This window comes from Rhizobium sp. Root483D2 (assembly GCF_001426685.1).
Taxonomy (GTDB): domain Bacteria; phylum Pseudomonadota; class Alphaproteobacteria; order Rhizobiales; family Rhizobiaceae; genus Pararhizobium; species Pararhizobium qamdonense.
This window is the reverse complement of record NZ_LMFB01000044.1, coordinates 19061-42287: the sequence shown is the minus strand read 5'-3', so window position 1 is coordinate 42287 and position 23227 is coordinate 19061. Positions and strand designations below refer to the sequence as shown.

Genomic DNA, 23227 nt, shown 5'->3' with positions numbered 1-23227 from the left:
GGTCAGTCTTTCTTCGCTTTTGCAGCCGTCTTCGGCTTTGCCGCTGCCTTTGGCTTTGCTGCGGCTTTCGGTTTGGCCGCAGCCGTCTTCGGCTTGGCAGACTTTGCCGTGGCCGCACCGGTCTTGGCGGCAGCCTTTGACTTAGCGGCCTTGGTTGCCTTGCTCTTGGCCGGCTTGATGCCGCCCTTGGCGATGCGTTCTGCGATCAGGAGCAACGCGTCTTCCATCGTCACCGAGACCGGATCCTTGCCCTTCGGCAGGGTCGCATTGACCTTGCCCCAATTGACGTAGGGACCGTATTTGCCGTCCTTGACCGTAATCGGTCCGCCATCGGGATGATCGCCGACTTCCTTCAGCGGAGCGGCAGAGGCGCCGCGTCCGCCGGGACCCTTGGCCTGCTTGTCGGCAAGAACCGAGACCGCACGGTTAAGCCCGATGGAAAACACATCCTCGATGCTCTCGACATTGGCATATTTGCCGTCATGCAGGATGAACGGCCCGTAGCGGCCAAGGCCCGACGAGATCATCTTGCCACTTTCGGGATGCGCGCCGATATCGCGCGGCAGCGACAGAAGCGCCAGTGCCTTTTCGTGATCGATGCTCGCCGGTGTCCAGCCCTTGGGCAGGCTCGAGCGCTTGGCTTCCTTGCCGTCGCCGCGCTGGACATAGGGTCCGAAACGGCCGGAGCGCAGGGTGATTTCCTCGCTTGTATGCGGGTCCTTGCCCAGAGCCAGCGGCTCGCTGGAGACCGATGCCTCGTCGCCGCCATTGCTGTCGGATGAAAGCTGGCGGGTGAAGTTGCATTCCGGATAGTTCGAGCAGCCGACGAAGGCGCCGTATTTGCCGAGCTTCAGCGACAGCTTGCCAGTGCCGCAGACCTGGCAGATGCGCGGATCGCTGCCGTCCTCGCGCTTGGGGAAGACCAGCGGGGCCAGTTCCTCGTTCAGCGCGTCGAGCACGTTGGTGACGCGCAGTTCCTTGGTGTCTTCGATCTGGGCGAAGAAGTCCCTCCAGAAATCGCGAAGAACGTCTTTCCAGTTCAGTTCGCCAGCGGAAATCTGGTCGAGCTTTTCTTCCAGCGACGCCGTGAAATCATATTCGACATAACGCGCGAAAAAGCTTTCAAGAAACGCCGTGACCAACCGGCCCTTGGCCTCGGGCACCAGCTTGCGCTTGTCGTTGGTGATATATTCGCGGTCGAGCAGCGTCGTTACCGTCGCCGCATAAGTGGACGGGCGGCCGATGCCGAGCTCTTCCATCTTCTTGATCAGCGATGCTTCCGAATAGCGCGGCGGCGGCTCGGTGAAGTGCTGGGTCGAGTTGATCTTCTGCTTGGCGAGGTTTTCGCGGGCATTGATCTGCGGCAGGCGGCCATCCTCGTCGCCGTCGTCGCTTTGCTCGCCATCTTCCTTCTGGTCGGTATAGGCGGCGATGAAACCGTCGAACCGGATGACCGAGCCGACGGCGCGCAGGCCAGCTTTCTCGCCCTTGTTGTCGGCGGTGATCTCGGCGGTGGTCCGCTCGATTTCAGCCGACGCCATCTGGCTGGCAATGCCGCGCTTCCAGATCAGGTCGTAGAGACGCAGCTGGTCGGCATCGAGAAACTTGCGCACATGGTCGGGAATGCGGGTGAAGTCGGTCGGGCGGATCGCCTCGTGCGCTTCCTGGGCGTTCTTGGCCTTGGTCGAATAGAGACGCGCCTTGTCCGGCACGTAGCGGCTGCCGAACTGATCGCCGATGGCGCTGCGCGCCGCCTCGATCGCTTCTGCCGCCATCTGCACGCCGTCGGTACGCATATAGGTGATGAGACCAACCGTCTCGCCGCCGATATCGATACCTTCGTAAAGCCTCTGGGCGACCTGCATTGTGCGCGATGCGGAGAAGCCGAGCTTGGAGGAGGCAGCCTGTTGCAGAGTCGAAGTGGTGAACGGCGGCGACGGATTGCGTTTGACCGGCTTGGCTTCGATGCTTTCCACCGTATAGGCAGCGCCGTCCAGCAAAGTCTTCAGCTTGCCGGCGTCCTCGCCATTGGTCACGCCGCGCGGCGGCAGGCGGCTGCCGCCGGCCGAAACCAGCCGGGCCTCGAACTCGTCGCCACGCGGCGTCTTCAGGAGCGCCGAAAGGTTCCAGTATTCTTCCGAGATGAACCGTTCGATTTCGGCTTCCCGGTCGCAGACGAGACGCAGCGTCACCGATTGCACGCGGCCGGCCGAGCGGGCGCCGGGCAACTTGCGCCACAGGACCGGCGACAGGTTGAAGCCGACGAGATAATCGAGCGCCCGGCGTGCCAGATAGGCATCCACCAGCGGGATATCGATATCACGCGGATTGGCCATCGCATCGAGCACGGCCTTCTTGGTGATGGCGTTGAAGACGACGCGGCTCACCGGCTTGTCGCCGATCAGCTTCTTCTTGCGCAAGAGATCCAGCACGTGCCAGGAAATTGCTTCTCCCTCGCGATCCGGGTCGGTTGCCAGAATGAGGCGGTCGGCGGATTTCAGGGCGTCGGCAATATCCTTCATGTGTTTGGCGGATTTGGTATCCACTTCCCACAGCATGGCGAAGTCGTCATCCGGCAGCACCGAGCCATCCTTGGCCGGCAAATCACGGACGTGACCGAAGGATGCGAGCACCTTGTAGCCGGGCCCCAGATACTTGTTGATGGTCTTCGCCTTTGAAGGCGATTCCACGACGACGACATTCATGGTCATATTCTCAAAGCAACCGTTCAAAGCTGTGCCAGGCCGGAAAGAGGCGGCACAATGGGAAATATCGATGCCCCGACATGGACAGGGATTCGTCTGCGGTCAAGTGCTGCACCCAAAATAAGCGGTCACAACGAGATGCAACCTATGAGCGATTGCACGCATATTGCAATTAAAGATAAATGCTATAGAGTCATTGACGTGTAGTTTGCATCTCTCGGGGCATCGGCAGAAAGCGATGCTTGTGGGGCCTTATCCGAAGGTGGCGGCCAACACAACGGGGAGGGTGTTGCATGGTGTTCCGCTCGGCCAATGCTTGCATGTCAAAAGGCGGGTTCTGAATGCACCACAAGGAGAATAGATGATTCCAAGTTCAACCGGGACCGCCAAGACAGAAGCGCAGGCCCGTGAAAAGATCGCCTATATCCGGCACATGCTTGGAGAGTTGCGTGGTGTCGCCGCTAGCGAGAGTGCGGATATGCTGTGCTACCTGATCGAAATGGCCTATGTCGAGGCTGGCGACATCCTGTCAGGCAAGCGCCCATTGTCAATCTCCAATGCTGAGAGAAACAAGGCCGCCGGGATGCCGGTGAAGCCGTCCGGCAAGATCCAGTTCTAGAAGGACAAGATAGACGGCGGACGCCGCAAGCCCCGTATGGCGGATGATGTCGTCGATCTCGACCGGCGTTGGCCCGAGCGCATTGGTGATCCGCATGCGATCGTTGGCATCCGGCGGCGGTGCCATCGGCCCGCCATCATGCTCGCCCGGTTCCTCCGCCTGCGGCGGCGTGAAGAGGTCGATGCGGCTGAGAGGGGCGAGCGCCTGCAGGATATCCTGCGCCTCCGTCGTCACGGTCGCGCCATCCTTCAACAGACCGTTGGTGCCCTGGCACCGGGGATCGAGCGGCGATCCCGGCACGGCAAAGACCAGCCGTCCGAAGTCGGCGGCATAGCGCGCGGTGATCAGCGATCCAGAGCGGGCTGCCGCCTCGACCACGGCAAGCCCGAGGCTGACACCGGCAATCAGCCGGTTGCGACGCGGGAAATCACGGGCGCGCGGTTCCCAGCCGAATGGCATTTCGCTGATGGCGAGGCCATTCCCACGCGTGATCTCGTCGAGAAGGCCGATATTTTCGGGCGGGTAGGGCTGATCCAGACCACCGGCCAGGGCTGCGATCGTTCCCGTTTCCAGGCTCGCCCGGTGTGCTGCCGTATCGATGCCGCGCGCAAGCCCCGATATGATCGAATATCCGGCGCGCCCGACATCGCGCGCAATCATCGCCGCAAATTTCGTGCCGCTGATCGAGGCATTGCGCGAGCCGACAATGCCAAGCGAAGGGAGGGTGCCGGTGGCTGCGTTGCCTTTCACGGCCAGAAGCGGCGGAGCACCGTCGATCTGGCGCAGCGCCGGAGGATAATCCGGTTCGCCGATGCCGATGAAGCGGGCGCCGAAGCGATGGGCCGCAGAGAGCTCCTTTTCCGCCTCGGCAATGGAAGCCACCCGGATGGCGCGGGTGGAACCGCCGCGGCGCGACAGTTCGGGCAGCATTTCGAGCGCGGTTTCCGCAGAGCCGAAATGGTTGATGAGATCGCGAAAGGTGGCAGGACCGACATTGTCGCTGCGGATCAGCCTCAACCAGGCAATTCTTTGTCGTTCCGTCAGCGCAATTCCGTTTCGTCCTGCGCTGCCATCCGACATTCTTGTCCTATCCCTTTTGCCCGATCCGGCTTTCGGTCCCCGCCAGAAGCCGCTGGATATTCGCCCGGTGCTTGATCCAGGTGATGACGCTCATCACCACGAACAGCAAACCGATCTTTCCATAGCCCGTTGCCAACAATACAACCGGAACGATCAATGTTGCAACCAGCGCAGACAACGAAGAGTAACGGGTGATTTTCGCCATCGCCAGCCAGATGGCCGCAAACAAAAGAACCATGACTGGCGCCAGACCAAGCAGCACGCCGATATAGGTCGCAATGCCCTTGCCACCCTTGAAACCCAGCCAGACGGGATAGAGATGACCGATGAAGGCAGCGAAACCGGCGGCAATCCCCGCCTCGATCCCCCAGCGTGAGGCAATGGCCGCAGCGGCAGTTCCCTTCAGGGCATCCAGCAGCAGCGTGGCTGCGGCAAGTTTCTTGTTGCCGGTGCGCAGCACATTGGTCGCGCCGATATTGCCGGAACCGATCTTGCGGACATCGCCGAGCCCGGCCATGCGGGTGAGGATGAGGCCGAAGGGGATCGAGCCGAGCAGATAGCCGAAGATTACAGCCCCGGCTGTTAGCGCCAGCCCGAGTTGCCAGGAAAATATGTCAGCCACCGATCGCCTCCCCATTTCGTCCCCAGTGGACGTTTGCCCCTCACCCTGGCCCTCTCCCCGTAAACGGGGCGAGGGGACGACAGAGGTTGCCGCACATCCCGTCTCCCTGCTTGCGGGGAGACGGTGCCCGAGAGGGCGGATGAGGGGCAGCGCGTCGCTCAATCAGAGTGAATGAACCAGTTTTCCCGCAACATAGGTTTGAACGGCCCGGCCGGTAAAGCGGGCATTTTCGAAAGGTGTGTTTTTTGAGCGCGACACGATCGCATCCTTGCCGAACAGCCAGGGCTCTTCCAGATCGATCAGGGTGATGTCGGCCTTGGCGCCGGGCTTCAGCGTGCCGGCATCCAGCCCGAAAATCTGCGCCGGCCGCGTCGACATGGCATCGATCAGGCGCATCAAAGGAACGTTGCCGCTGTGATAGAGGCGCAAAGCCGCTGCCAGCATGGTCTCCAGCCCGATCGCGCCATCGGCGGCATCGGCAAAGGGCAGGCGCTTGGTATCGACGTCCTGCGGATCGTGCGAGGAGACGATGATATCGATGGTGCCGTTGGCCAGAGCTTCCACCATCGCCACACGATCGTCCTCGCCGCGCAGCGGTGGCGACAGCTTGAAGAAGGTGCGGTATTCGCCGATATCGTTTTCGTTCAGCGTCAGATGGTTGATCGAGATACCGCAGGTGACGTTGGCGCCGCGCTTGCGGGCCGTCGCAATGGCCTCGGCCGATTCGGGCAGGGAGATCTTTGCGGCGTGATAGGCACCCTTGGTCAGCCCGGCGATGCGCAGGTCGCGCTCGAGCGGGATAATCTCGGCCTCGCGCGGAACGCCGGAAAGGCCGAGCCAGCTGGCGAGCAGCCCCTCGTTCATGACGCCTTCGGCACCCAGATATTTGTCACGGGTTTCCAGCGAGATCACAGCCCCGAATTCGCGCGCATAGGTCATGGCGCGGCGAAGGACGAGCGTGTCGTGCACTGGGCGGCGGCCATTGGTGAAGCAGACCGCGCCTGCCTCGCGCAACAGGCCGAACTCGGTCATTTCCTCGCCATCGAGATGCTTGGTCAGCGCGGCTGCCGGATACACGTTGATCAGCGCCTTGTCGCGCGCCGTCTTCTGCACGAACTGCACCAGCGCGATATCGTCGATGACCGGGTCGGTATCCGGCATGGTGATGATCGAGGTGACGCCGCCGGCGGCGGCCGCGCGTGATGCGGATTCGATGGTTTCGCGGTATTCGCCGCCGGGCTCGCCGACGAAGACGCGGGCATCGACCAGGCCGGGCACGGCAATCAGGCCGGTGCAATCCTTGACCTCGGCGCCTTCCGGAACCTGGGTCCCGGCAGACTGTCCGGCAGCAACGATCCGGCCGTTTTCGACCATGATGTCGCCGGTTTCATCGAGATTGCGCGAGGGGTCGATGATGCGCAGGTTCTTCAGGACGAGGTTGCTCATGTGCGCAGCCCCTGATTCTGGGAAAGAAGAAGCGTTTCCATCACCGCCATGCGCACGGCAACCCCCATTTCGACCTGCTGCTCAATCACGCTCTGCGGACCGTCGGCGATCTCAGAGGCAATCTCGACGCCCCGGTTCATCGGACCAGGATGCATGACGAGCGCGTCGTCCTTGGCCGCTTTCAGTTTTTCGGCATCCAGCCCGTAATAGCGGAAATATTCGCGCACCGAGGGCACGAAGGACCCGGCCATGCGCTCGCGCTGCAGGCGCAGCATCATCACCACGTCGGCGTCTTTCAGGCCTTCCTCCATCGAGTGATAGACCTCGGCACCCATATCGGCGATGCCGGAGGGGAGAAGCGTTGCCGGCGCGACCACCCGGACGCGGGCGCCCATCTGGTTGAGGAGCAGGATATTGGAGCGGGCGACACGCGAATGCAGAACGTCGCCGCAGATCGCGACGATGATGCGCGACAGCTTGCCCTTGGCGCGGCGGATGGTGAGCGCATCGAGCAGCGCCTGTGTCGGGTGTTCGTGCTGACCGTCGCCGGCATTGACGACGGAGCAGGACACTTTCTGAGCAAGGAGCGCTGCGGCACCGGCGGACGAGTGGCGAACGACCAGCACATCCGGGTGCATCGCGTTCAGCGTCATCGCCGTGTCGATCAGCGTTTCGCCCTTCTTCACGGAGGAATTGCTGACCGACATGTTCATCACATCGGCACCAAGCCGCTTGCCGGCGAGTTCGAAGGAAGATTGCGTCCGGGTCGAGGCTTCGAAGAACAGGTTGATCTGCGTCAGGCCGCGCAGCGTCGAGGTCTTCTTTTCTCTCTGGCGGGAAATCTTGACGGCTTCATCGGCCCGGTCGAGCAGGAGCGTGATGTCCTGTTCGTTCAGGCCCTTGATGCCGAGCAGGTGGCGATGCGGAAAGAAATCCATGGGGAGCCGCCTCATTTGGTGAAGTTGCGTGGGTCTATAATGACTGCAGCGCGGCCCGGCAAGGCGAAGGCCGCGCAAACCGGCCCCATCCCCACGCTTTTATGACCCCCGCTTTCTGCCCATCGGGTACCATCAGCAAATTGTTGCGGGCAGCGGCATTTATCGCGTGCCCCTCCTGTTCCTAAGGATCGGGACTTGGGTTAGAAACGCGGCATGACTCTGAACCGCACCGAACAGAAACTCGCCGATCTGAACCAGCCGAAACCCTGGTCAGGGATCAACGCCTTCCGCTCCGACCCTTTGCTGGTCGATATTGCAGCGTCGATGCCGCGTCCGCTGCGCGATGATTTCGAGACCATCGGGCGTTATGTGACCTCGCCCGAGGCGCAGGATCTGGCGCGCATGGCCAATGAAGGCCTGCCCAAGCTGCGCACCCATGGGCCGCGCGGCGAGCGGCTCGACATGGTCGAGTTCCATCCCGCCTGGCACGCGCTGATGCGCCGCTCGGTGACATCGGGCCTGCACGCCTCGGCCTGGGAAAACATTGCCGACGAGCGTGGCCGTTCGCACAAGGCACGCGCGCTGCGCTTCTATCTGACGGCGCAGCTTGAATGCGGCCATCTCTGCCCGCTGACGATGACCAGCGCCTCGGTGGCGGCGATCTCGGCGTCGCCGGCCGTGCAGAAGGAATGGGCGCCCAAAATCCTGTCGCGCAAATATGATTCGTCCAACCGGCCTTGGATGCAGAAAGCCTCCGTCACCATCGGCATGGGCATGACGGAAAAGCAGGGCGGCACGGACGTGCGCGCCAATACCTCGACGGCCGAGCGGGTGGGCGAGGGCATCTACCGGCTGAACGGCCATAAATGGTTCATGTCGGCACCGATGAGCGATGCTTTCGTGATGCTGGCGCAGACCCGTGACGGTTTGGGTTGCTTCCTCGTGCCGCGACTGCTGGAAGACGGCTCGGCCAACGGCTTGCGCTTCCAGCGCCTGAAGGACAAGCTCGGCAACCGGTCCAATGCGTCCTCCGAGGTCGAATTCTCCGATACGTTCGGCTTCGTGCTCGGCTCCCCGGATGCAGGCATCCGCACCATTCTCGACATGGTGACGCTGACGCGCCTCGATTGCGCACTGGCCTCTGCCGGCATGATGCGGGCGTCGCTGGCCGAAGCCGTGCATCATGTGCGCGGCCGCAAGGTGTCCGGCAAGGCTTTGGTCGCGCAGCCGATGATGACGCGGGTTCTGGCCGACATGGCGCTTGATGTCGCCGCCGCCAGCGCCTTGTCGTTCCGTCTTGCCGAAGCCTTCGACCGGGCGCGCGACAGCGCCGAGGATGCGGCCTATGCGCGGATCATGACCCCGGTTGCGAAATACTGGAGCTGCAAGATTGCGCCGGCGCTGATCGCCGAGGCGATGGAATGCATCGGCGGCAGCGGCTATGTCGAGGAACGCCCGATCGCCCGGCATTACCGCGAAGCCCCGGTGAATGCGATCTGGGAAGGGTCCGGCAACGTCATGGCGCTCGACGTGCTGCGGGTTTTGACCCGTGGAAAAGACCTGTTCGAACTGCTGTTCCAGGTGATCAGCCGCGATCTCGGACCCTCCGCCAAAAAGACAGTCGATGTGTTGCGGGCGGCGATGTCGCTTTGCGAGCGCGATGAAGGGGCGGCCCGCATGCTGGTCGAACAGCTGGCGCTCGCTGCCGCCGCTGCCGAACTCTACCGGCTGGGGGCAGGGCGGATTGCCGATGCCTTCCTCGAATCGCGGCTGGCTGCCGGCTGGCGCTCGACCTATGGCATGCTCGATTCGCGCTTTGATTCCGCTTATATTGTCGATCTGCTCTATCCGGCGGCGATATAGCCGGTCACCGTCAGCACCAGCGGAATGGTAAAGAACGACACGACCGTCTGGACAGTGGCGACGGCCGCATAGAGCGGCGCGTCGCCGCCCATCTGCTTGGCAAGCAGATAGCAGTTCATCGCTGTGGGCACACTGGCGCCGAGTGCGATGATCAGCAGCGCATCGCCGCGGATCCCCATGAAATAGGCGGTGCCGACCATGAAGACCGGCATGACGATCAGTTTCAGAGAGACCGCGAGCAGCGCAACGAGGCTTGGCCGCAGCGCATCCGAGACCTTCAGTCCGGCCCCGACCATGACAAGCCCGAGGCTGAGCGACGCGCTCGCCAGCATTTCGACGGCGGTCAAGACCGGGCCGTAGACCGGAACCTGAAAGAAATTCAGGACGATACCGATCACCGAGGCGACGATCAGCGGATTGGTGGCGATCTTGAAGGCAAAGAACCGCAAACCCTTCGGCCCGCCATTGAAAGCGATCAGCACGCCGACATTGTAGAGATTGATGGGAATGATCACCAAGGTCATTACCAGCGCCGTCAGGCTGAGACCGAGCGGCCCGTAAAGCTTCTGGGCGATCGCCAGCGCCATGAAACCGTTCCAGCGCGTTGCCGTCTGGAAGATCGAGGTAAACGCGGCGGAAGAGACGTGGCGGGTGCGCAGCAATGGCCACAGCAGCAACAGCGCGCCCGACATCAGGGTGATGCTGCCGATCGTCGCAAGCGCGGTCGCGTCGGTCTTCGTGCCTGCGAAATCGGCAGTTGCCAGCGTCGAAAAGAGCAAGGCGGGGAAAAGCACGTAATAACCGAGCTGCTCCAGTCCTTCCCATAGCGAGAGATCGACCAGCGATGAGCGCTTCAGCCAGACGCCCAGCGAAACCAGCAGGAAGATCGGCAGGATGCTTTCGAAGATGATCGTCATGGGGGAGGAGGCCTGCAGCGGGAACGAGCCCACCGATAGCCGCTTGTCCACAGCCCGGCAACCGCACGGATTGGAAATTAACCTTAACAAATGGTTTACGTTGCGCCCTCAAGGTTAACGGTCAACAGTGGGGTGAACGGGCAAGAGTGGCCCCGGCAGGATTTTAACGCTTTGTGGAGTGGAGCACGTTCGGTGAGAACTGGCTTGGTCATCATCATGACGATGTTTTTTGCGAGCCTTGCGCTCGATCTGGCGGTTCCGGCTGTCATCCTCGTGAGCTTGCTCGCGCTGGACTGGATTTCCGGGCAGGCGCGGCGCGGCGTATTCATGGAGGGGAGGACGGCATGAAGTGGTTCTTCATCCTCTGGGCAGGCCCGGTCATTCTTTTGACCGCCTGGTATGGCCTTTCCTATTACGACATGAGCTTCGGCTTCTTCATGCTGACGCGTCAGACGCATGACCTGGTCTTCACCATCTATGGCAATGTGCTGGGCATTCCGCCCGAAACCATTCCGCCGCTGGTGGCACGCGCCATCGCCTTCGACAGCCTGCTGGTGTTTGCCATCATCGCCTACCGCAAGCGCCGGGAAATCCGCGCCTGGTACAAGAGGCGGTTTCCGCCGGCTCAGCCGTCTGAGGCAGCAGCAGCGCCCTTTGCCAAGGATGCCAATCTGTCCAGCGCGCCCTGAAGAATGAAGGATGCGGCGGCCGAATCGATCCGGTCGGCCCGCTTCTTGCGCGAAACATCCATCTCGATCAGCACCCGCTCGGCCGCAACCGTCGAGAGCCGTTCGTCCCAGTAGATGAACGGCAGGTCGGTCTTCTGCGCCATGTTGTGCACGAAAGCCCGGGTCGCCTGCGCGCGCGGACCGGCCGAGCCGTCCATGTTGATCGGCAGGCCGATGATGAAGGCGGCAATTCTCTCCTTCTCAGCCAGGGCCAGCAGCGCCTGCGCATCCAGGCCGAACTTCACCCGCTTGATCACCTCGCGCGGCGTGGCAAACCGCCGTCCGAGATCCGACACCGAAATGCCGATCGTCTTGGTGCCAAGGTCGAGGCCCGCGATGGCCTGGCTCGGCAGGAGGGTGGATGCGAGGTCTTCGATGCTGAGAACAGCCATGTGATTTGCCGATTCGGTCTTTAAGGATTACTCGGGTGATCCATATCCCTATCCCGCCGCCAAATCATCCCCGCAATAAATTCTGACCGGCCCCCCCAACCGGAAACAAAGGAGTATTCTTATGAAGATCAAATGGCTCGGACATTCCGCGTTCCATCTCGAAACCGCCAAGTCGAAAATCCTCATCGACCCGTTCTTCACCGGCAATCCGTCCTTCGACGAATCCTCGCGCAAGGATGCGGCCTCGGGGCTCACCCATATTCTGCTCACCCACGGGCACGGTGACCATGTCGGCGATACGATTGCGCTTGCCAAGGAAACCGGCGCCACCGTGGTTGCCAATGCCGATCTTGCCGCATGGCTGGGCTCGAAGGGCGTTCAGGCAATCGAAATGGGCAATACGGGCGGCACCATACATCTTAACGGCTTTTCCACCACCTTCGTCAATGCGCTGCATTCGTCCGCGCAGCTGACTGAAGACGGCGTGTCGCATTCGCTGGGCAATGCCAATGGTTTGGTCCTGCATTTCGAAGACGAGCCAACGCTCTATCATATGGGCGATACCGATATCTTCTCCGACATGGCGTTGATCCAGGAACTGCATCAGCCGGAGATCGGCCTCGTGCCGATCGGTGACCGCTTCACCATGGGCGGTGCCGTGGCAGCCCTTGCCTGCCAGCGCTTCTTCAAGTTCGCCACGGTTCTTCCCTGCCATTATGGCTCGTTCGGCATCATCGACCAGACGCCGGACCTGTTCATCGCCGGCATGGACGGCGCTTCCGCCAAGGTCGAGGCGCCTGCAGTCGGCGGTATTGTTGCCGTCTAAGCGGCTTGTGCATGCATTCCCCCGTTGCGTGGCAGCACTGCGGCTATTATAGCGGGGGAAAGTTCCTTGAAGACCGGAGACACCCATGTCCGTAGACCTCGCCACCGTGAAGCGCGTCGCGCATCTTGCCCGCATTGCCGTGACCGAAGAGGAAGCGCAGCGCATGACCGGCGAACTGAACGGCATCCTCGGTTTCGTCGAGCAACTGTCCGAGGTGAATGTCGATGGCGTCGAGCCGATGACATCCGTGACGCCGATGGCCATGAAGAAGCGCGTCGATGAAATCACCGACGGCAACAAGGCCGGCGATATCGTCGCCAATGCCCCGAACGAGGATCGCAATTTCTTCCTCGTCCCGAAGGTTGTCGAATAAGCCTCAGCCGCCGCCGCCCGAACGCCCCCGTTTTTGAAAGCCTGCCATGACCGACCTGACCCGCCTGACCATTGCTGAAGCGCGCACCAAGCTGAGCGCCAAGGAAATCTCCGCCGTCGAACTGACGGAGGCCTATATCGGCGCGATCGACGCAGCCAATGGCGCGCTGAATGCCTATGTGGTGACGACGCCGGACAAGGCGCGCGAGATGGCCAAGGCCTCCGACGCCCGCATTGCCAGCGGCAAGGCCGGCGCGCTCGAGGGCATTCCGCTCGGGATCAAGGACCTGTTCGGCACCGAAGGCATCCACACCCAGGCCTGCAGCCACATTCTCGACGGCTTCAAGCCGCGCTATGAATCGACCGTCACCCAGAACCTGTGGAACGACGGCGCCGTCATGCTCGGCAAGCTGAACATGGACGAGTTCGCCATGGGCTCGTCGAATGAAACATCCTATTACGGCCCCGTGATCAATCCGTGGCGTGCTACGGGCTCGAACCTCGATCTGGTACCCGGCGGCTCCTCTGGCGGTTCGGCCGCAGCCGTCGCAGCCTTCCTCTGCGCCGGTGCCACCGCCACCGATACCGGTGGCTCGATCCGGGGGCCGGCCGCCTTCACCGGTACGGTCGGCATCAAGCCGACCTATGGCCGCTGCTCGCGCTGGGGCATCGTTGCCTTTGCCTCCTCGCTTGACCAGGCCGGCCCGATCGCCCGCGACGTGCGCGATGCGGCCATCCTGTTGAAATCCATGGCCAGCGTCGATGCCAAGGATACGACCTCCGTCGATCTGCCTGTGCCGGATTACGAGGCTTCGCTCGGCCAGTCGTTGAAGGGCATCAAGATCGGTATCCCCAAGGAATACCGCGTCGATGGCATGCCGGAAGAGATCGAAACCCTGTGGCAGCAGGGCATTGCCTGGCTGAAGGATGCCGGTGCCGAGATCGTCGATATCAGCCTGCCGCATACGAAGTATGCGCTGCCTGCCTATTACATCGTCGCGCCCGCCGAAGCATCCTCCAACCTTGCCCGTTACGACGGCGTTCGCTATGGCCTGCGCGTCGATGGCAAGGACATTGCCGACATGTATGAAAAGACCCGCGCGGCCGGTTTCGGAACCGAGGTCAAGCGCCGCATCATGATCGGCACCTACGTCCTGTCGGCCGGCTATTACGACGCCTATTACCTGCAGGCGCAGAAGGTCCGCACCTTGATCAAGCGCGACTTCGAACTGGCCTTCCACGCCGGTGTCGATGCGATCCTGACGCCCGCCACACCATCGTCGGCCTTCGGCATCGCCGATGAGGACCTGGCATCCGATCCGGTCAAGATGTACCTCAACGACATCTTCACCGTGACGGTCAACATGGCCGGTCTTCCGGGCATCGCCGTTCCCGCCGGTCTCGACCACAAGGGCCTGCCGCTCGGCCTGCAGCTGATCGGCAAGCCGTTCGAAGAGGAAACGCTGTTCAAGACCGCGCATGTGATCGAACAGGCCGCCGGAAAATTCCAGCCGGCGAAGTGGTGGTAGAAACGGGCTTCCGTCTTCGCAACATGACTGCCTCGGATGCCGGGGCGGTCGCGCTGATCGGCTTTGAGGCCTGGAAGTCGAACCGTGTTCACAGGAACTGGTTCGAGCCCGCTGTTGAAACCCGTGTCGAAAATGGCTTTCTGACATTTGCCAGCCGTCCGGACGCGGAAGTCGTCGTGGCGGTTGTGGCTGACGCGCTGATCGGCTGGGGCGCCCGCGACAGCCGTGAGCATCCCGGCGACCGGTCGCGCGGCTGGGACTATATTTCCGACATCTGGATTGCGCCGCCGTGGCAGGGCAGGGGCGTCGGCTCCGCGCTGATCGGCGAGCTTCTGGCCCGCATGCGCTTTGAGAACCTGGGCGTTGCCAGCATCGAAACCGATATTTCCAATCGCCCGGCTTTGTCGCTCTACCGGAAGCTGGGCTTTACCGAGGTCTGGCAGGGCAGCGAATTTTCGCCCTCGCTGGGATTGGATCAGGCCAAGCTGCGTCTGGAAAAATCGCTGCCGTGATGCTCTACTTGCTGCGGAAGGGAACCGCTGCATGATCATCATCCGCCTTGCGCGCGAAAATGAAGTCCCGGCCCTTGCGGCGATCGGGCTCGATGCCTGGGAAAAGGCCGTTTCCGGCGTTGCCGATGCGCAGGCCATGCGCCAGGTGGCCGAATTGTCCTTCCTCTCCTTTCTCAGATCGAAGTGGTTTTCGGTTGGTGTCATCGAGCATGGCGGCGCGATTGCCGGCTGGGCCGCGCGCGAGGACGATGACGGCACGATCTCAGACCTTTGGATCGAGCCTTCGATGCAGCGGCAGGGCTTGGGCTCCGCGCTGCTTGCCGATCTGGAAGAGAGGATTCTGGCCAGGGGTTTTGAGGCTGCGATCATCCGCACGCATGCGCAAAACGACAAGGCGATCGGGTTTTTCCGAAAGCACGGCTATGCGATCAGTTCGCTGTCGACGGCCTATGCACCCAAGCTCGACCGGGATGTGGAATCGGTCGGCATGAAGAAAATGCTGGCAGAGCCGATCGTCCACGATAGCCAGCAATGGTTTTGAAAGTGGAAACCGGCGCGGCCCGTTAAGCGTCGCGCCGGTCTTGTTTCAGCGGTTGTTCAGTTGTGCGCGCACGAGAACGAGGCCGCGCTGGGTGATTCGGTAAGGCTTGCCGCCCGACGACGAAATCGCTTTCTTCCGCTTCAGCTTGCGAAACATATCAAGACCAAAGCCCGGATAGACCCAGCCGTCGCGGGTAAAGCAACGGACCCTGTCGATGGTCTTGCCGTCGGTGCGCAGGATTTCGATGCGGCCGCCCTGGGCCATGAGATGTAGAATACGCTGTTCTTCGCGTGAAATGTCCATTGATGTTGAGATCCGAAAAGCGTTCGTGCGAACGCATGAAAACGGGTCTGCCGTTCTGTCGAACGCCAGGGCTTCGTTTTCCGGCCCGTGCCCGCAAAGGATCTTCGCAGGCAGGGCCTTCAGGCAATCTCGGATATCGGGAACATCAAAACTCCATAGGACGGCGTTTTTTAAGCCAAGGATATCGGCCCCGTCAAGAATGGCCTGAAAACATCAGCGACTGGTGCATGCCGAGGCCGGCCATGACCCCGTCGGCCGAAACCAGGGTGATATTGCCGAAGGCGCGGGCATTGTCGCCGGCTGCATAGACCCCGGCGACGCTGGTCGCCTTGACGGTGTCGGTCGCTATTATCATGCCGGCGGGCGTTTCGGTGAGGGTGCAGCCGAGGCTTTCGGCGATCGTGCCGCGCCTGTGCAGATCGGCGGCAACGAAAAGCGCCTTGACGTCGAAGGTGCGGCCGTTTTTTAGCCGCACCCGCAGCCTGTCGCAGGTGCCGGCCTCGATAACATCGACCGTTCCGGGCTGGAGGCTGACCTTGCGCCGTTCAAGCAGCGCAAGCGTTTCTTCGTCCGGCTCCGGCATGCCGTTGGTGAAGAGGGTCACATCGCCCCAGTCGGCAACGACGGCCGCCTGATGCGCCGACATCGGTTGTGTCGAAAGAACGCCGATCGGACCGCCGCCGATTTCGTAGCCGTGGCAATAGGGGCAATGCAGAACCGTCTTGCCCCAGCGCTCGGTGAGGCCGGGAATATCGGGCAGGCGGTCTTCGATACCACCGGACAGAAGCAGGCGCCGCGTGGTGATCGGCTCATGTCCGGCAACATCGACATGGAAATCATCGATCGTGCCTTGCGCAGCGTGAGCTTCTCCGTTGAGGAAGGTCACCGTCGGATAGGCGGCAAGCTGAGCGCGCGCATCGGCGAGGATTTCCAGCCCAGATTTGCCGTCGAGCGCCAGCACGCCGTGGGAATGGGCGGCAAACCGGTTGCGCGGCGTGCCGCTGTCGATGATCGTCACGTGCCGCCGGGCCCTAGCGAGAATATAGGCGGCCGACAATCCGGCAAAGCCGCCGCCGATGATGACTGCATCCTGTTGCATGGTCTTTCCTTTCATAGCTCCGCCCGCCGGAAACATCGTGGGATTCCGGTTCGGTGGACATCTGTGTTGATATGACGATCAGCCGGGCCGTGTTTCAGCCGGGCTGTTTCAGCGCGGCCCTGTGTTCGGCAAAGCGCCGTTTGAAATCATCGGCAAGCGTTGCGAGCGTCACCTCGCCAAGACGGGCGATCAGCATGGCTTCGGCATCGCGAAAGGCATCGTCGAGCGCATGGTTGACCGCCTGCTCGACCAGGCAGCCGGGGCTTTCGCTGACATTGCCCATCTGGAACAGCATGGGTTCGCCGAGCGCCGTGTAGATGTCGCGCATGGTGACGTCCTCGAGCGGGCGGCCAAGCGTCCATCCGCCGCCATGGCCACGGCCGGAGGTGACGAGGCCCGCCTCGCGCAGCCCGGCCATGGTGCGCCTGACCACGACGGGGTTTGTATGGAGGCAAAGCGCAAGCTCGTCCGAGGTCATCGGACGGCCGCGTTCTGCCATGTGAAGCAGCGCGTGCAGCACTGCGGAAAGACGGCTATTTCTTTTCATGTAATAATAATAGTTACGAATCGTCGCGAAAGTCAAGCGGCGGCGGTCATGGGGCGAGGCGTCCGTGAAGGTCAGTCATGTCTCAGGATTGGAAAACGTGCCCGGCAAGCACCCATGGCAGGGCCAGAAGCCCGACGGAGGCAACGGCCGCATGCAGGATGAGGATTGCCGTCAAACGGGTGCGAAAAGGTTCCTTGCGGCTCTTGTGGCGCAACAGCCGCTGGGCGGCGAACGCGCCGAGACTGCCGCCGAAGAGGGCAAGGCTCAAAAGCTTGTGTTCGGGAACACGCCATGCGCCACGGCGCGCCGCCGCCTTGTCCCACCAGAAGACGCAGAACGTCACGATGTTGACGGCAAAGAGCAGGCAGATGAGCGCAAGGCAGATGGTCATGGCAGACAGAGTGCCGCAAAAAATTGAACAGATCGCAAACGCCCGGTTCTTGCGCACCAAACCGCCCTGCAAGGTGCGACAAGCCTTGCACGCCATAGCCAATTGTTCTACCCAGAGACACACGAATTGAAGCTTACAGAAGAGCATTCCATGACCCTGGTCGACGTCCGCATCTCAGAACCGAAACGCTATATTCCCGGCGCCACTGGCGACTGGGAAGTCATTATTGGCCTGGAAGTCCATGCTCAGGTGACCAGCAATTCGAAGCTGTTTTCGGGTGCGTCCACGACATTCGGCAATGCGCCGAACTCCAATGTTTCGCTTGTGGACGCGGCCATGCCCGGCATGCTTCCCGTCATCAACGAGGAATGCGTCAAGCAGGCGGTGCGCACCGGTCTGGGCCTCAAGGCGCAGATCAACAACCGCTCGATCTTCGACCGCAAGAACTATTTCTATCCGGATTTGCCGCAGGGCTACCAGATTTCCCAGTTCAAGGATCCGATCGTCGGCGAAGGCAAGATCGTCATCTCCGTCGGCCCGGACCGCCAGGGCCAGTTCGAGGATATCGAAATCGGCATCGAGCGGCTGCATCTGGAACAGGATGCGGGCAAGTCGATGCACGACCAGAGCCCGACCATGTCCTATGTCGATCTGAACCGGTCCGGCGTGGCGCTGATGGAAATCGTCTCCAAGCCCGACATGCGCTCCTCCGATGAAGCCAAGGCCTATGTGACCAAGCTGCGCTCGATCGTGCGCTATCTCGGCACCTGCGACGGCAACATGGACGAAGGTTCGCTGCGCGCCGACGTCAACGTCTCCGTGCGCCGTCCGGGCGAGGATTTCGGCACGCGCTGCGAAATCAAGAATGTCAATTCCATCCGCTTCATCGGCCAGGCGATCGAATATGAGGCCCGCCGCCAGATCGGCATTCTGGAGGATGGCGGCTCGATCGACCAGGAAACCCGGCTGTTTGACCCGAACAAGGGCGAGACCCGCTCGATGCGCTCCAAGGAAGATGCGCATGACTATCGCTATTTTCCTGATCCGGACCTTCTGCCGCTCGAATTCGACGATGCCTTCGTCGAGGAACTGAAGGCACATCTGCCGGAACTGCCCGACGACAAGAAGGAGCGCTTTGTGCGCGATCTCGGCCTGTCGGTCTATGACGCCTCCGTGCTCGTGTCGGAAAAGGCGATCGCCGATTATTTCGAGGCCGTGGCCGCTGGACGCGACGGTAAGATTGCCGCCAACTGGGTGATCAACGACCTGCTGGGTGCCTTGAACAAAGCCAGCAAAGCCATTGAAGAGACTCCGATTTCCCCAGCCCAGCTCGGCGCCATTCTCGACCTGATCAAATCGGAAGTGATCTCCGGCAAGATCGCCAAGGACCTGTTTGAAATCGTCTGGACCGAAGGCGGCGACCCGGCCGAACTGGTCGAGAGCCGCGGCATGAAGCAGGTGACGGATACGGGCGCCATCGAAAAGGCCGTCGATGAGATCATCGCCGCCAATCCGGACCAGGTCGCCAAGGTTCAGGCCAAGCCCTCGCTCGCCGGCTGGTTCGTCGGCCAGGTGATGAAATCGACCGGCGGCAAGGCCAATCCGCAGGCCGTGCAGGCGCTGGTCAAGGCCAAGCTTGGCATCGAGGAGTAAGCAATTCCGGGAAACGTGTGAAACGGTTTTCCGTCCGGAATTGCAATGAGACCACCGAGCAATTCCAGAAAAAGTGTGAAATGGTTTTCCGTCCGGAATTGCGATTGAAAGGCCTAAAATATGTTTTTCGTGCGCACAGCCACCGAGCGCGATCTGGCGAAAGTCTCGGCTCTTCTGGGTGAGACCGCGCATGCGGCCTATAATGCGCAGTACGGTGCCGCAAAGATCGACGAGATGACGGCCAAGTGGCATTCAGTAGCGGCGCTGAAGGCCAATTTGCAGCGCAAGAACGGCGAATTCCTCGTGGCCGACGATGGCAAGGTGATCGGCGGCATGGGCTTTGCCTCGATGTCGGAAAGCCTGCATGAAACGGCCGTCCTGCATCAGCTCTATGTCCTGCCGCAATTTCAACGGCAGGGCATTGCCCGCGATATCTTCGCTGAACTGGAAACCTGTTTTCCTTATGCGGGAACGATGCGGGTCGAGGTCGAGGAAAACAACGCGAAAGCCATCGGCTTTTACGAGGCGCATGGCTTTGTCAGGGCAGGGGCGGGCGCCGGCACATGGGGTATTCCCACAATCGCCATGGAAAAACCGCTGGACTGACGCCCAATGGTCCTGTGAGCGGGTGGGTTCGGGCCCTCTCATTCCGGCTTCAGGATTCGGTTGAAATAACGGCGCTGCAACGGAATCACTGGACAAGCGGCAGGCTGCGCGGCATAAGCGGGGCAGTACTCTCGGATATCCCGCGCGTTTGTTTGGCGCGGTCAAGGACGGACATCATGAAGTCTCTGCTGCAGATTTTTACCTGGTGGAATGGACAGACGCTCGGCACCCGCTTTCACACCTGGCGCTTCGGCAAAAGGGTCGGCGAGGATGCCGCCGGCAATGTCTATTATCAGGGCGGCACGGATTCCGAAGGCCGTACCCGCCGCTGGGTGATCTATAACGGCTATGCCGACGCATCGGCCATTCCGCCCGGCTGGCACGGCTGGATGCACCACCGCACCGACGTTTCGCCGGCCGATGAAAGCTACACGGCACGCGAATGGCAAAAGCCGCACCAGCCGAACGGCACCGGCTCCGCCCAGGCCTACCGGCCGCCGGGCTCGATCAACGCCACGGGCGAACGTCCGCGCGTCACCGGCGACTATGATGCCTGGACGCCACGCTCCTGAACGGGATTTGCAAACAGGTCTTTGTGATTGTTGATTGCACCGCAGGCATCATGCCTCGGCCACATTTGATGTTTAGCGCCTGAGACCCGGCACTCTGGCCGGGGATTGCGCGGGAGACGGGCGTTAGAATGGTCATTTCAAGTCAGCGACTTCTCAAGCGCCGGATGTCTGCGGCAGCCTCGCTGTTCGCGATTGCCGGCACCGCTCTCCTGTCGATGACGACGGCCGCTGACGCAGCGCGGATCACCAATCCCGTTGCCGTCTTTTCCGGGATCGACAAGATCACCGGCCGCATCACCACCTTCGACGTCTATATCGGCGAAACCGTGCAGTTCGGCGCTCTCCAGGTGACACCGCGCGTCTGTTACAGCCGCGACGATACCGAAGCGCCCAAGACCGACACTTTCGTCGAGGTCGACGAGATCACGCTCGACCGCAAGATCCGCCGCATCTTCACCGGCTGGATGTTTGCCGACAGTCCCGGCCTGAATGCCGTGGAACATCCGGTCTATGACGTCTGGCTGAACAGCTGCAAGGCAAAATCCGACCTGCCACCGCCGGATTCCGCTGCCAAGCAGTAATGTTTCGAGGATCGCGTTGATCATCGAAATCCGCACTGATCCGTTTCCCAATGACGACCAAATGAATGCGCTTTCGGTCGCCGCCTAGCGCGAGGCTGAGCCCCGTGGTTTGCCACTGTCCTGTCGCGCAGCCTTGCCCCTGTCGGCGCCTATGATGACGGACAGTTGATCGGTTTCGTCAATGTCGCCTGGGATGGCGGCATCCATGCTGCGGTAAAGTTCGGAAATATTTTTGGGCTGGGTTGCCCCTCACCCTAACCCTCTCCCCGCCTGCGGGGAGAGGGGACGGACGGAGTTTGCCGCTGGTTCCTTCTCCCCGTCAAAACGGGGAGAAGGTGCCCGACAGGGCGGATGAGGGGCTATTGCCGGGGTATGCAAAGGGCAATAAGCGACGCCAGCCGAGCGGCATTCAGAACTTCAGATGCGGCGTTGCAATCGCCCGCGCCAGCATTTTCTCATAGCGCGCTTTTGGCACGTCGATGGCGCCAAAGTTCTTCAGGTGTTCGGTGGTGAACTGGGTATCGAGCAGGACAAAACCCTGTTTGCGTAGCCTCTGGACCAGATGCACGAGGCAGATCTTCGAGGCATCCGTGCGGCGCGAAAACATGCTTTCGCCGAAGAAGGCCGAGCCGAGCGAGACGCCGTAGAGGCCGCCGACCAGTTCGCCATCCTCCCAGGCCTCGACGCAATGAGCGTGCCCCATGCTGTGCAGCGTCGCATAGAGCGAGCGGATCTTGGCGTTGATCCAGGTGGTCGGGCGGTCGGGGGCAGGGGCGGCGCATCCGTCCATCACCTGTTCGAAAGCCGTGTCGTAGCGGATCTCGAAGGGCGCACGCCGGATCGTCTTGGCAAGGCTTTTGGAAATGTGGAAATCGTCGAGCGGGATGATGCCGCGCAGTTCGGGCTCGACCCAGAACAGTTCGGGATCGTCAGCGCTGTCTGCCATCGGAAACAGGCCGATGGAATAGGCCCGCAACAGCAAATCCGGGGTAATGTCCGGTTGCCTGCTGCGGGTCCCTTTCATTTAAAACCTCATTCGGCCGTCTGGGCCAGATAGTTTTCCAGCCAATGGATGTCGTAGTCGCCGTTGGCAATGTCCTGATTGTTGATCAGGTCCTGGAACAGAGGCAAGGTCGTCTTGATACCGTCAATGACGAATTCGTCCAACACGCGGCGCAGGCGCATCATGCATTCGACGCGGGTGCGCCCGTGCACGATCAGCTTGCCGATCAGGCTGTCGTAATAGGGCGGAATCTTGTAGCCCTGATAGACGCCCGAATCGACGCGAACGCCAAGACCGCCAGGCGCATGGAAATGCGTGATCGTGCCGGGAGACGGCACGAAGGTGCGCGGATCCTCGGCATTGATGCGGCACTCAATGGCATGGCCGGAAAAGACGATCTCGTCCTGCGTCACCGACAGACCACCGCCGGATGCGACGCGGATCTGCTCGTGGACCAGGTCGATGCCGGTAATGGCTTCCGTGATCGGATGCTCCACCTGCAGGCGGGTGTTCATCTCGATGAAGAAGAACTCGCCGTTTTCGTAGAGGAATTCGATCGTGCCGGCGCCGCGATATTTCAGCTTGCGCATGGCATCGGCGCAGATTTCGCCGATCTTCATCCGCTGCTCGACATTAAGCGCCGGCGAATTGGCTTCTTCCCAGACCTTCTGGTGGCGCCGCTGCAGCGAGCAGTCGCGTTCGCCCAGGTGAATGGCATTGCCTTCACCGTCGCCGACGACCTGGACTTCGATATGGCGCGGCTTGCCGAGGTATTTTTCCATATAGACGGCATCATTGCCGAATGCGGCGAGCGCCTCGGAACGGGCCGTGGACACCGCCTCGGAGAGTTCCTCCTCGTTCTTGGCCACCTTCATGCCGCGTCCGCCGCCGCCGGCAGTGGCCTTGATCAGCACGGGGAAGCCGATTTCACGGGCGATCTCCAATGCGTTCTCAGGCTTCACTTCGCCGGCAGAACCGGGAACGACGGGAATGCCGAGCGACTTTGCCGTTTCCTTCGCCGTGATCTTGTCACCCATGATGCGGATGTGATCGGCGGTCGGGCCAATGAAGGTAATGCCATGCGCGTCGAGAATATCGGCGAATTTGGCATTTTCCGACAGGAAGCCGTAGCCCGGATGCACGGCGTCGGCGCCGGTGATCTCGCAGGCGGCAACGATCTGGTGGATGTTCAGATAGCTGTCGCGCGACGGCGGCGGGCCGATGCACACACTCTCGTCGGCAAGGCGCACATGCATTGCGTTGGCGTCGGCGGTCGAATGGACAGCCACGGTTGCGATGCCGAGTTCCTTGCAGGCGCGCAGCACCCGAAGGGCGATTTCGCCGCGATTGGCGATGAGGATCTTTGAAATCATCTGCGCGGC

The 23227-nt window shown here is 61.5% G+C and carries 26 protein-coding genes; 13 read left to right on the top strand and 13 right to left on the bottom strand.

The genetic code is table 11. The annotated features are described in order from the left end of the window. Positions 1-2 precede the first annotated feature (2 nt). Complete coding sequence (topA, locus tag ASD32_RS27350; protein WP_060641194.1) at positions 3-2705, bottom strand: type I DNA topoisomerase; 2703 nt, start codon at positions 2703-2705, stop codon at positions 3-5. A gap of 361 nt (positions 2706-3066) precedes the next feature. On the opposite strand from topA, the gene ASD32_RS29280 reads away from it, so the two are divergent. Then, a complete protein-coding gene (locus ASD32_RS29280; protein ID WP_082546957.1) occupies positions 3067-3324 on the top strand; it encodes a hypothetical protein in 258 nt (85 codons plus the stop codon). Here the strand turns inward: ASD32_RS29280 and dprA are convergent. The 4 genes from dprA to ASD32_RS27330 all read right to left on the bottom strand — a co-directional run bounded on the left by dprA (position 3253) and on the right by ASD32_RS27330 (position 7410). Further along, positions 3253-4404, bottom strand: a complete 1152-nt coding sequence (dprA, locus tag ASD32_RS27345; protein ID WP_060641193.1) for a DNA-processing protein DprA — start codon at positions 4402-4404, stop codon at positions 3253-3255. The two genes, ASD32_RS29280 and dprA, sit on opposite strands and share 72 nt — an antisense overlap. Positions 4405-4411: 7 nt before the next feature. Further along, positions 4412-5041 (bottom strand): glycerol-3-phosphate 1-O-acyltransferase PlsY, encoded by a 630-nt coding sequence (gene plsY, locus ASD32_RS27340; protein ID WP_082546956.1) that lies wholly within the window; start codon positions 5039-5041, stop codon positions 4412-4414. 147 nt (positions 5042-5188) lie between these two features. Beyond that, entirely contained in the window at positions 5189-6472 is a 1284-nt protein-coding gene (locus tag ASD32_RS27335) for a dihydroorotase (RefSeq protein ID WP_060641191.1), read from the bottom strand. Next, positions 6469-7410, bottom strand: a complete 942-nt coding sequence (locus ASD32_RS27330) for an aspartate carbamoyltransferase catalytic subunit (protein WP_060641190.1) — start codon at positions 7408-7410, stop codon at positions 6469-6471. Before ASD32_RS27330 ends, ASD32_RS27335 begins: the two co-directional genes overlap by 4 nt. A 213-nt stretch (positions 7411-7623) precedes the next feature. On the opposite strand from ASD32_RS27330, the gene ASD32_RS27325 reads away from it, so the two are divergent. Then, positions 7624-9273, top strand: a complete 1650-nt coding sequence (locus tag ASD32_RS27325; RefSeq protein ID WP_060641189.1) for an acyl-CoA dehydrogenase family protein — start codon at positions 7624-7626, stop codon at positions 9271-9273. On the opposite strand, the gene ASD32_RS27320 is transcribed toward ASD32_RS27325, so the two are convergent. Next, on the bottom strand, positions 9255-10190 hold the full coding sequence (locus ASD32_RS27320) for an AEC family transporter (RefSeq protein WP_060641188.1): 936 nt from the start codon (positions 10188-10190) through the stop codon (positions 9255-9257). The two genes, ASD32_RS27325 and ASD32_RS27320, sit on opposite strands and share 19 nt — an antisense overlap. A gap of 204 nt (positions 10191-10394) precedes the next feature. On the opposite strand from ASD32_RS27320, the gene ASD32_RS30190 reads away from it, so the two are divergent. Both ASD32_RS30190 and ASD32_RS27315 read left to right on the top strand, forming a co-directional pair. Then, positions 10395-10538 carry a hypothetical protein gene (locus ASD32_RS30190; protein WP_162252712.1) on the top strand — a complete coding sequence of 48 codons (144 nt, stop codon included), beginning with the start codon at positions 10395-10397 and terminating at the stop codon, positions 10536-10538. Then, the gene (locus ASD32_RS27315; RefSeq protein ID WP_060641187.1) at positions 10535-10879 is read left to right on the top strand and encodes a DUF6105 family protein; all 345 of its coding nucleotides are present in this window, start codon (positions 10535-10537) and stop codon (positions 10877-10879) included. Before ASD32_RS30190 ends, ASD32_RS27315 begins: the two co-directional genes overlap by 4 nt. Here ASD32_RS27315 and ruvX read toward each other — a convergent pair. Next, complete coding sequence (gene ruvX / locus ASD32_RS27310) at positions 10816-11310, bottom strand: Holliday junction resolvase RuvX (protein ID WP_060641186.1); 495 nt, start codon at positions 11308-11310, stop codon at positions 10816-10818. The genes ASD32_RS27315 and ruvX overlap by 64 nt on opposite strands. 121 nt (positions 11311-11431) lie before the next feature. Here ruvX and ASD32_RS27305 point away from each other — a divergent pair, with 121 nt between their 5' ends. The 5 genes from ASD32_RS27305 to ASD32_RS27285 all read left to right on the top strand — a co-directional run bounded on the left by ASD32_RS27305 (position 11432) and on the right by ASD32_RS27285 (position 15090). After that, positions 11432-12136 carry a metal-dependent hydrolase gene (locus tag ASD32_RS27305; RefSeq protein ID WP_060641185.1) on the top strand — a complete coding sequence of 235 codons (705 nt, stop codon included), beginning with the start codon at positions 11432-11434 and terminating at the stop codon, positions 12134-12136. Positions 12137-12221: 85 nt separating this feature from the next. Next, positions 12222-12509 (top strand): Asp-tRNA(Asn)/Glu-tRNA(Gln) amidotransferase subunit GatC, encoded by a 288-nt coding sequence (gene gatC, locus ASD32_RS27300; RefSeq protein WP_060641184.1) that lies wholly within the window; start codon positions 12222-12224, stop codon positions 12507-12509. A 46-nt stretch (positions 12510-12555) separates the two neighbouring features. Next, positions 12556-14037 (top strand): Asp-tRNA(Asn)/Glu-tRNA(Gln) amidotransferase subunit GatA, encoded by a 1482-nt coding sequence (gene gatA / locus ASD32_RS27295; RefSeq protein ID WP_060641183.1) that lies wholly within the window; start codon positions 12556-12558, stop codon positions 14035-14037. Further along, positions 14031-14549, top strand: a complete 519-nt coding sequence (locus ASD32_RS27290; protein ID WP_156383401.1) for an N-acetyltransferase — start codon at positions 14031-14033, stop codon at positions 14547-14549. The genes gatA and ASD32_RS27290 overlap by 7 nt, the downstream gene beginning before the upstream one ends. A gap of 31 nt (positions 14550-14580) precedes the next feature. Beyond that, the gene (locus tag ASD32_RS27285) at positions 14581-15090 is read left to right on the top strand and encodes a GNAT family N-acetyltransferase (RefSeq protein ID WP_060641181.1); all 510 of its coding nucleotides are present in this window, start codon (positions 14581-14583) and stop codon (positions 15088-15090) included. A 45-nt stretch (positions 15091-15135) separates the two neighbouring features. Here ASD32_RS27285 and ASD32_RS27280 read toward each other — a convergent pair whose 3' ends face one another. The 4 genes from ASD32_RS27280 to ASD32_RS27265 all read right to left on the bottom strand — a co-directional run bounded on the left by ASD32_RS27280 (position 15136) and on the right by ASD32_RS27265 (position 17430). Further along, positions 15136-15393, bottom strand: a complete 258-nt coding sequence (locus ASD32_RS27280; RefSeq protein ID WP_060641180.1) for a YjhX family toxin — start codon at positions 15391-15393, stop codon at positions 15136-15138. A gap of 193 nt (positions 15394-15586) precedes the next feature. Further along, on the bottom strand, positions 15587-16492 hold the full coding sequence (locus tag ASD32_RS27275) for an NAD(P)/FAD-dependent oxidoreductase (protein WP_060641179.1): 906 nt from the start codon (positions 16490-16492) through the stop codon (positions 15587-15589). A gap of 94 nt (positions 16493-16586) precedes the next feature. Next, positions 16587-17039, bottom strand: coding sequence for an Rrf2 family transcriptional regulator (locus ASD32_RS27270; RefSeq protein WP_060641178.1), 453 nt, complete (start codon positions 17037-17039; stop codon positions 16587-16589). Between the two features lie 82 nt (positions 17040-17121). Beyond that, positions 17122-17430 (bottom strand): DUF1294 domain-containing protein, encoded by a 309-nt coding sequence (locus tag ASD32_RS27265; protein ID WP_060641426.1) that lies wholly within the window; start codon positions 17428-17430, stop codon positions 17122-17124. Between the two features lie 150 nt (positions 17431-17580). Here ASD32_RS27265 and gatB point away from each other — a divergent pair, with 150 nt between their 5' ends. From gatB to ASD32_RS27245, 4 genes are all read left to right on the top strand, one after another. Then, on the top strand, positions 17581-19083 hold the full coding sequence (gene gatB / locus ASD32_RS27260; RefSeq protein WP_060641177.1) for an Asp-tRNA(Asn)/Glu-tRNA(Gln) amidotransferase subunit GatB: 1503 nt from the start codon (positions 17581-17583) through the stop codon (positions 19081-19083). A 120-nt stretch (positions 19084-19203) separates the two neighbouring features. Continuing rightward, on the top strand, positions 19204-19689 hold the full coding sequence (locus ASD32_RS27255; protein WP_060641176.1) for a GNAT family N-acetyltransferase: 486 nt from the start codon (positions 19204-19206) through the stop codon (positions 19687-19689). Positions 19690-19865: 176 nt separating this feature from the next. After that, a complete protein-coding gene (locus ASD32_RS27250; protein ID WP_060641175.1) occupies positions 19866-20261 on the top strand; it encodes an NADH:ubiquinone oxidoreductase subunit NDUFA12 in 396 nt (131 codons plus the stop codon). Positions 20262-20389: 128 nt separating this feature from the next. After that, a complete protein-coding gene (locus ASD32_RS27245) occupies positions 20390-20842 on the top strand; it encodes a DUF2155 domain-containing protein (protein WP_060641174.1) in 453 nt (150 codons plus the stop codon). A gap of 409 nt (positions 20843-21251) precedes the next feature. On the opposite strand, the gene aat is transcribed toward ASD32_RS27245, so the two are convergent. Together aat and accC are read right to left on the bottom strand one after the other, a co-directional pair. Continuing rightward, the gene (aat, locus tag ASD32_RS27240) at positions 21252-21866 is read right to left on the bottom strand and encodes a leucyl/phenylalanyl-tRNA--protein transferase (RefSeq protein ID WP_060641173.1); all 615 of its coding nucleotides are present in this window, start codon (positions 21864-21866) and stop codon (positions 21252-21254) included. Positions 21867-21874: 8 nt separating this feature from the next. Continuing rightward, positions 21875-23218, bottom strand: coding sequence for an acetyl-CoA carboxylase biotin carboxylase subunit (gene accC / locus ASD32_RS27235; protein ID WP_060641172.1), 1344 nt, complete (start codon positions 23216-23218; stop codon positions 21875-21877). Between the last annotated feature and the right edge of the window lie 9 nt (positions 23219-23227).

What these genes read in the sequence shown, in the direction of transcription:
- gatB (WP_060641177.1), top strand. Translation starts at nt 17,581, where the DNA reads ATGACCCTGGTCGACGTCCGCATCTCAGAACCGAAACGCTATATTCCC.
- ASD32_RS27320 (WP_060641188.1), bottom strand. Translation starts at nt 10,190, where the DNA reads ATGACGATCATCTTCGAAAGCATCCTGCCGATCTTCCTGCTGGTTTCG.
- ASD32_RS27250 (WP_060641175.1), top strand. Translation starts at nt 19,866, where the DNA reads ATGAAGTCTCTGCTGCAGATTTTTACCTGGTGGAATGGACAGACGCTC.
- dprA (WP_060641193.1), bottom strand. Translation starts at nt 4,404, where the DNA reads ATGTCGGATGGCAGCGCAGGACGAAACGGAATTGCGCTGACGGAACGA.
- ASD32_RS27245 (WP_060641174.1), top strand. Translation starts at nt 20,390, where the DNA reads ATGGTCATTTCAAGTCAGCGACTTCTCAAGCGCCGGATGTCTGCGGCA.
- ASD32_RS27315 (WP_060641187.1), top strand. Translation starts at nt 10,535, where the DNA reads ATGAAGTGGTTCTTCATCCTCTGGGCAGGCCCGGTCATTCTTTTGACC.
- plsY (WP_082546956.1), bottom strand. Translation starts at nt 5,041, where the DNA reads ATGGGGAGGCGATCGGTGGCTGACATATTTTCCTGGCAACTCGGGCTG.
- ASD32_RS27305 (WP_060641185.1), top strand. Translation starts at nt 11,432, where the DNA reads ATGAAGATCAAATGGCTCGGACATTCCGCGTTCCATCTCGAAACCGCC.
- gatA (WP_060641183.1), top strand. Translation starts at nt 12,556, where the DNA reads ATGACCGACCTGACCCGCCTGACCATTGCTGAAGCGCGCACCAAGCTG.
- gatC (WP_060641184.1), top strand. Translation starts at nt 12,222, where the DNA reads ATGTCCGTAGACCTCGCCACCGTGAAGCGCGTCGCGCATCTTGCCCGC.
- ruvX (WP_060641186.1), bottom strand. Translation starts at nt 11,310, where the DNA reads ATGGCTGTTCTCAGCATCGAAGACCTCGCATCCACCCTCCTGCCGAGC.
- aat (WP_060641173.1), bottom strand. Translation starts at nt 21,866, where the DNA reads ATGAAAGGGACCCGCAGCAGGCAACCGGACATTACCCCGGATTTGCTG.
- ASD32_RS27330 (WP_060641190.1), bottom strand. Translation starts at nt 7,410, where the DNA reads ATGGATTTCTTTCCGCATCGCCACCTGCTCGGCATCAAGGGCCTGAAC.
- ASD32_RS27265 (WP_060641426.1), bottom strand. Translation starts at nt 17,430, where the DNA reads ATGACCATCTGCCTTGCGCTCATCTGCCTGCTCTTTGCCGTCAACATC.
- ASD32_RS27255 (WP_060641176.1), top strand. Translation starts at nt 19,204, where the DNA reads ATGTTTTTCGTGCGCACAGCCACCGAGCGCGATCTGGCGAAAGTCTCG.
- topA (WP_060641194.1), bottom strand. Translation starts at nt 2,705, where the DNA reads ATGAATGTCGTCGTCGTGGAATCGCCTTCAAAGGCGAAGACCATCAAC.
- ASD32_RS27325 (WP_060641189.1), top strand. Translation starts at nt 7,624, where the DNA reads ATGACTCTGAACCGCACCGAACAGAAACTCGCCGATCTGAACCAGCCG.
- ASD32_RS27280 (WP_060641180.1), bottom strand. Translation starts at nt 15,393, where the DNA reads ATGGACATTTCACGCGAAGAACAGCGTATTCTACATCTCATGGCCCAG.
- ASD32_RS29280 (WP_082546957.1), top strand. Translation starts at nt 3,067, where the DNA reads ATGATTCCAAGTTCAACCGGGACCGCCAAGACAGAAGCGCAGGCCCGT.
- ASD32_RS27335 (WP_060641191.1), bottom strand. Translation starts at nt 6,472, where the DNA reads ATGAGCAACCTCGTCCTGAAGAACCTGCGCATCATCGACCCCTCGCGC.
- accC (WP_060641172.1), bottom strand. Translation starts at nt 23,218, where the DNA reads ATGATTTCAAAGATCCTCATCGCCAATCGCGGCGAAATCGCCCTTCGG.
- ASD32_RS27275 (WP_060641179.1), bottom strand. Translation starts at nt 16,492, where the DNA reads ATGCAACAGGATGCAGTCATCATCGGCGGCGGCTTTGCCGGATTGTCG.
- ASD32_RS27270 (WP_060641178.1), bottom strand. Translation starts at nt 17,039, where the DNA reads ATGAAAAGAAATAGCCGTCTTTCCGCAGTGCTGCACGCGCTGCTTCAC.
- ASD32_RS27285 (WP_060641181.1), top strand. Translation starts at nt 14,581, where the DNA reads ATGATCATCATCCGCCTTGCGCGCGAAAATGAAGTCCCGGCCCTTGCG.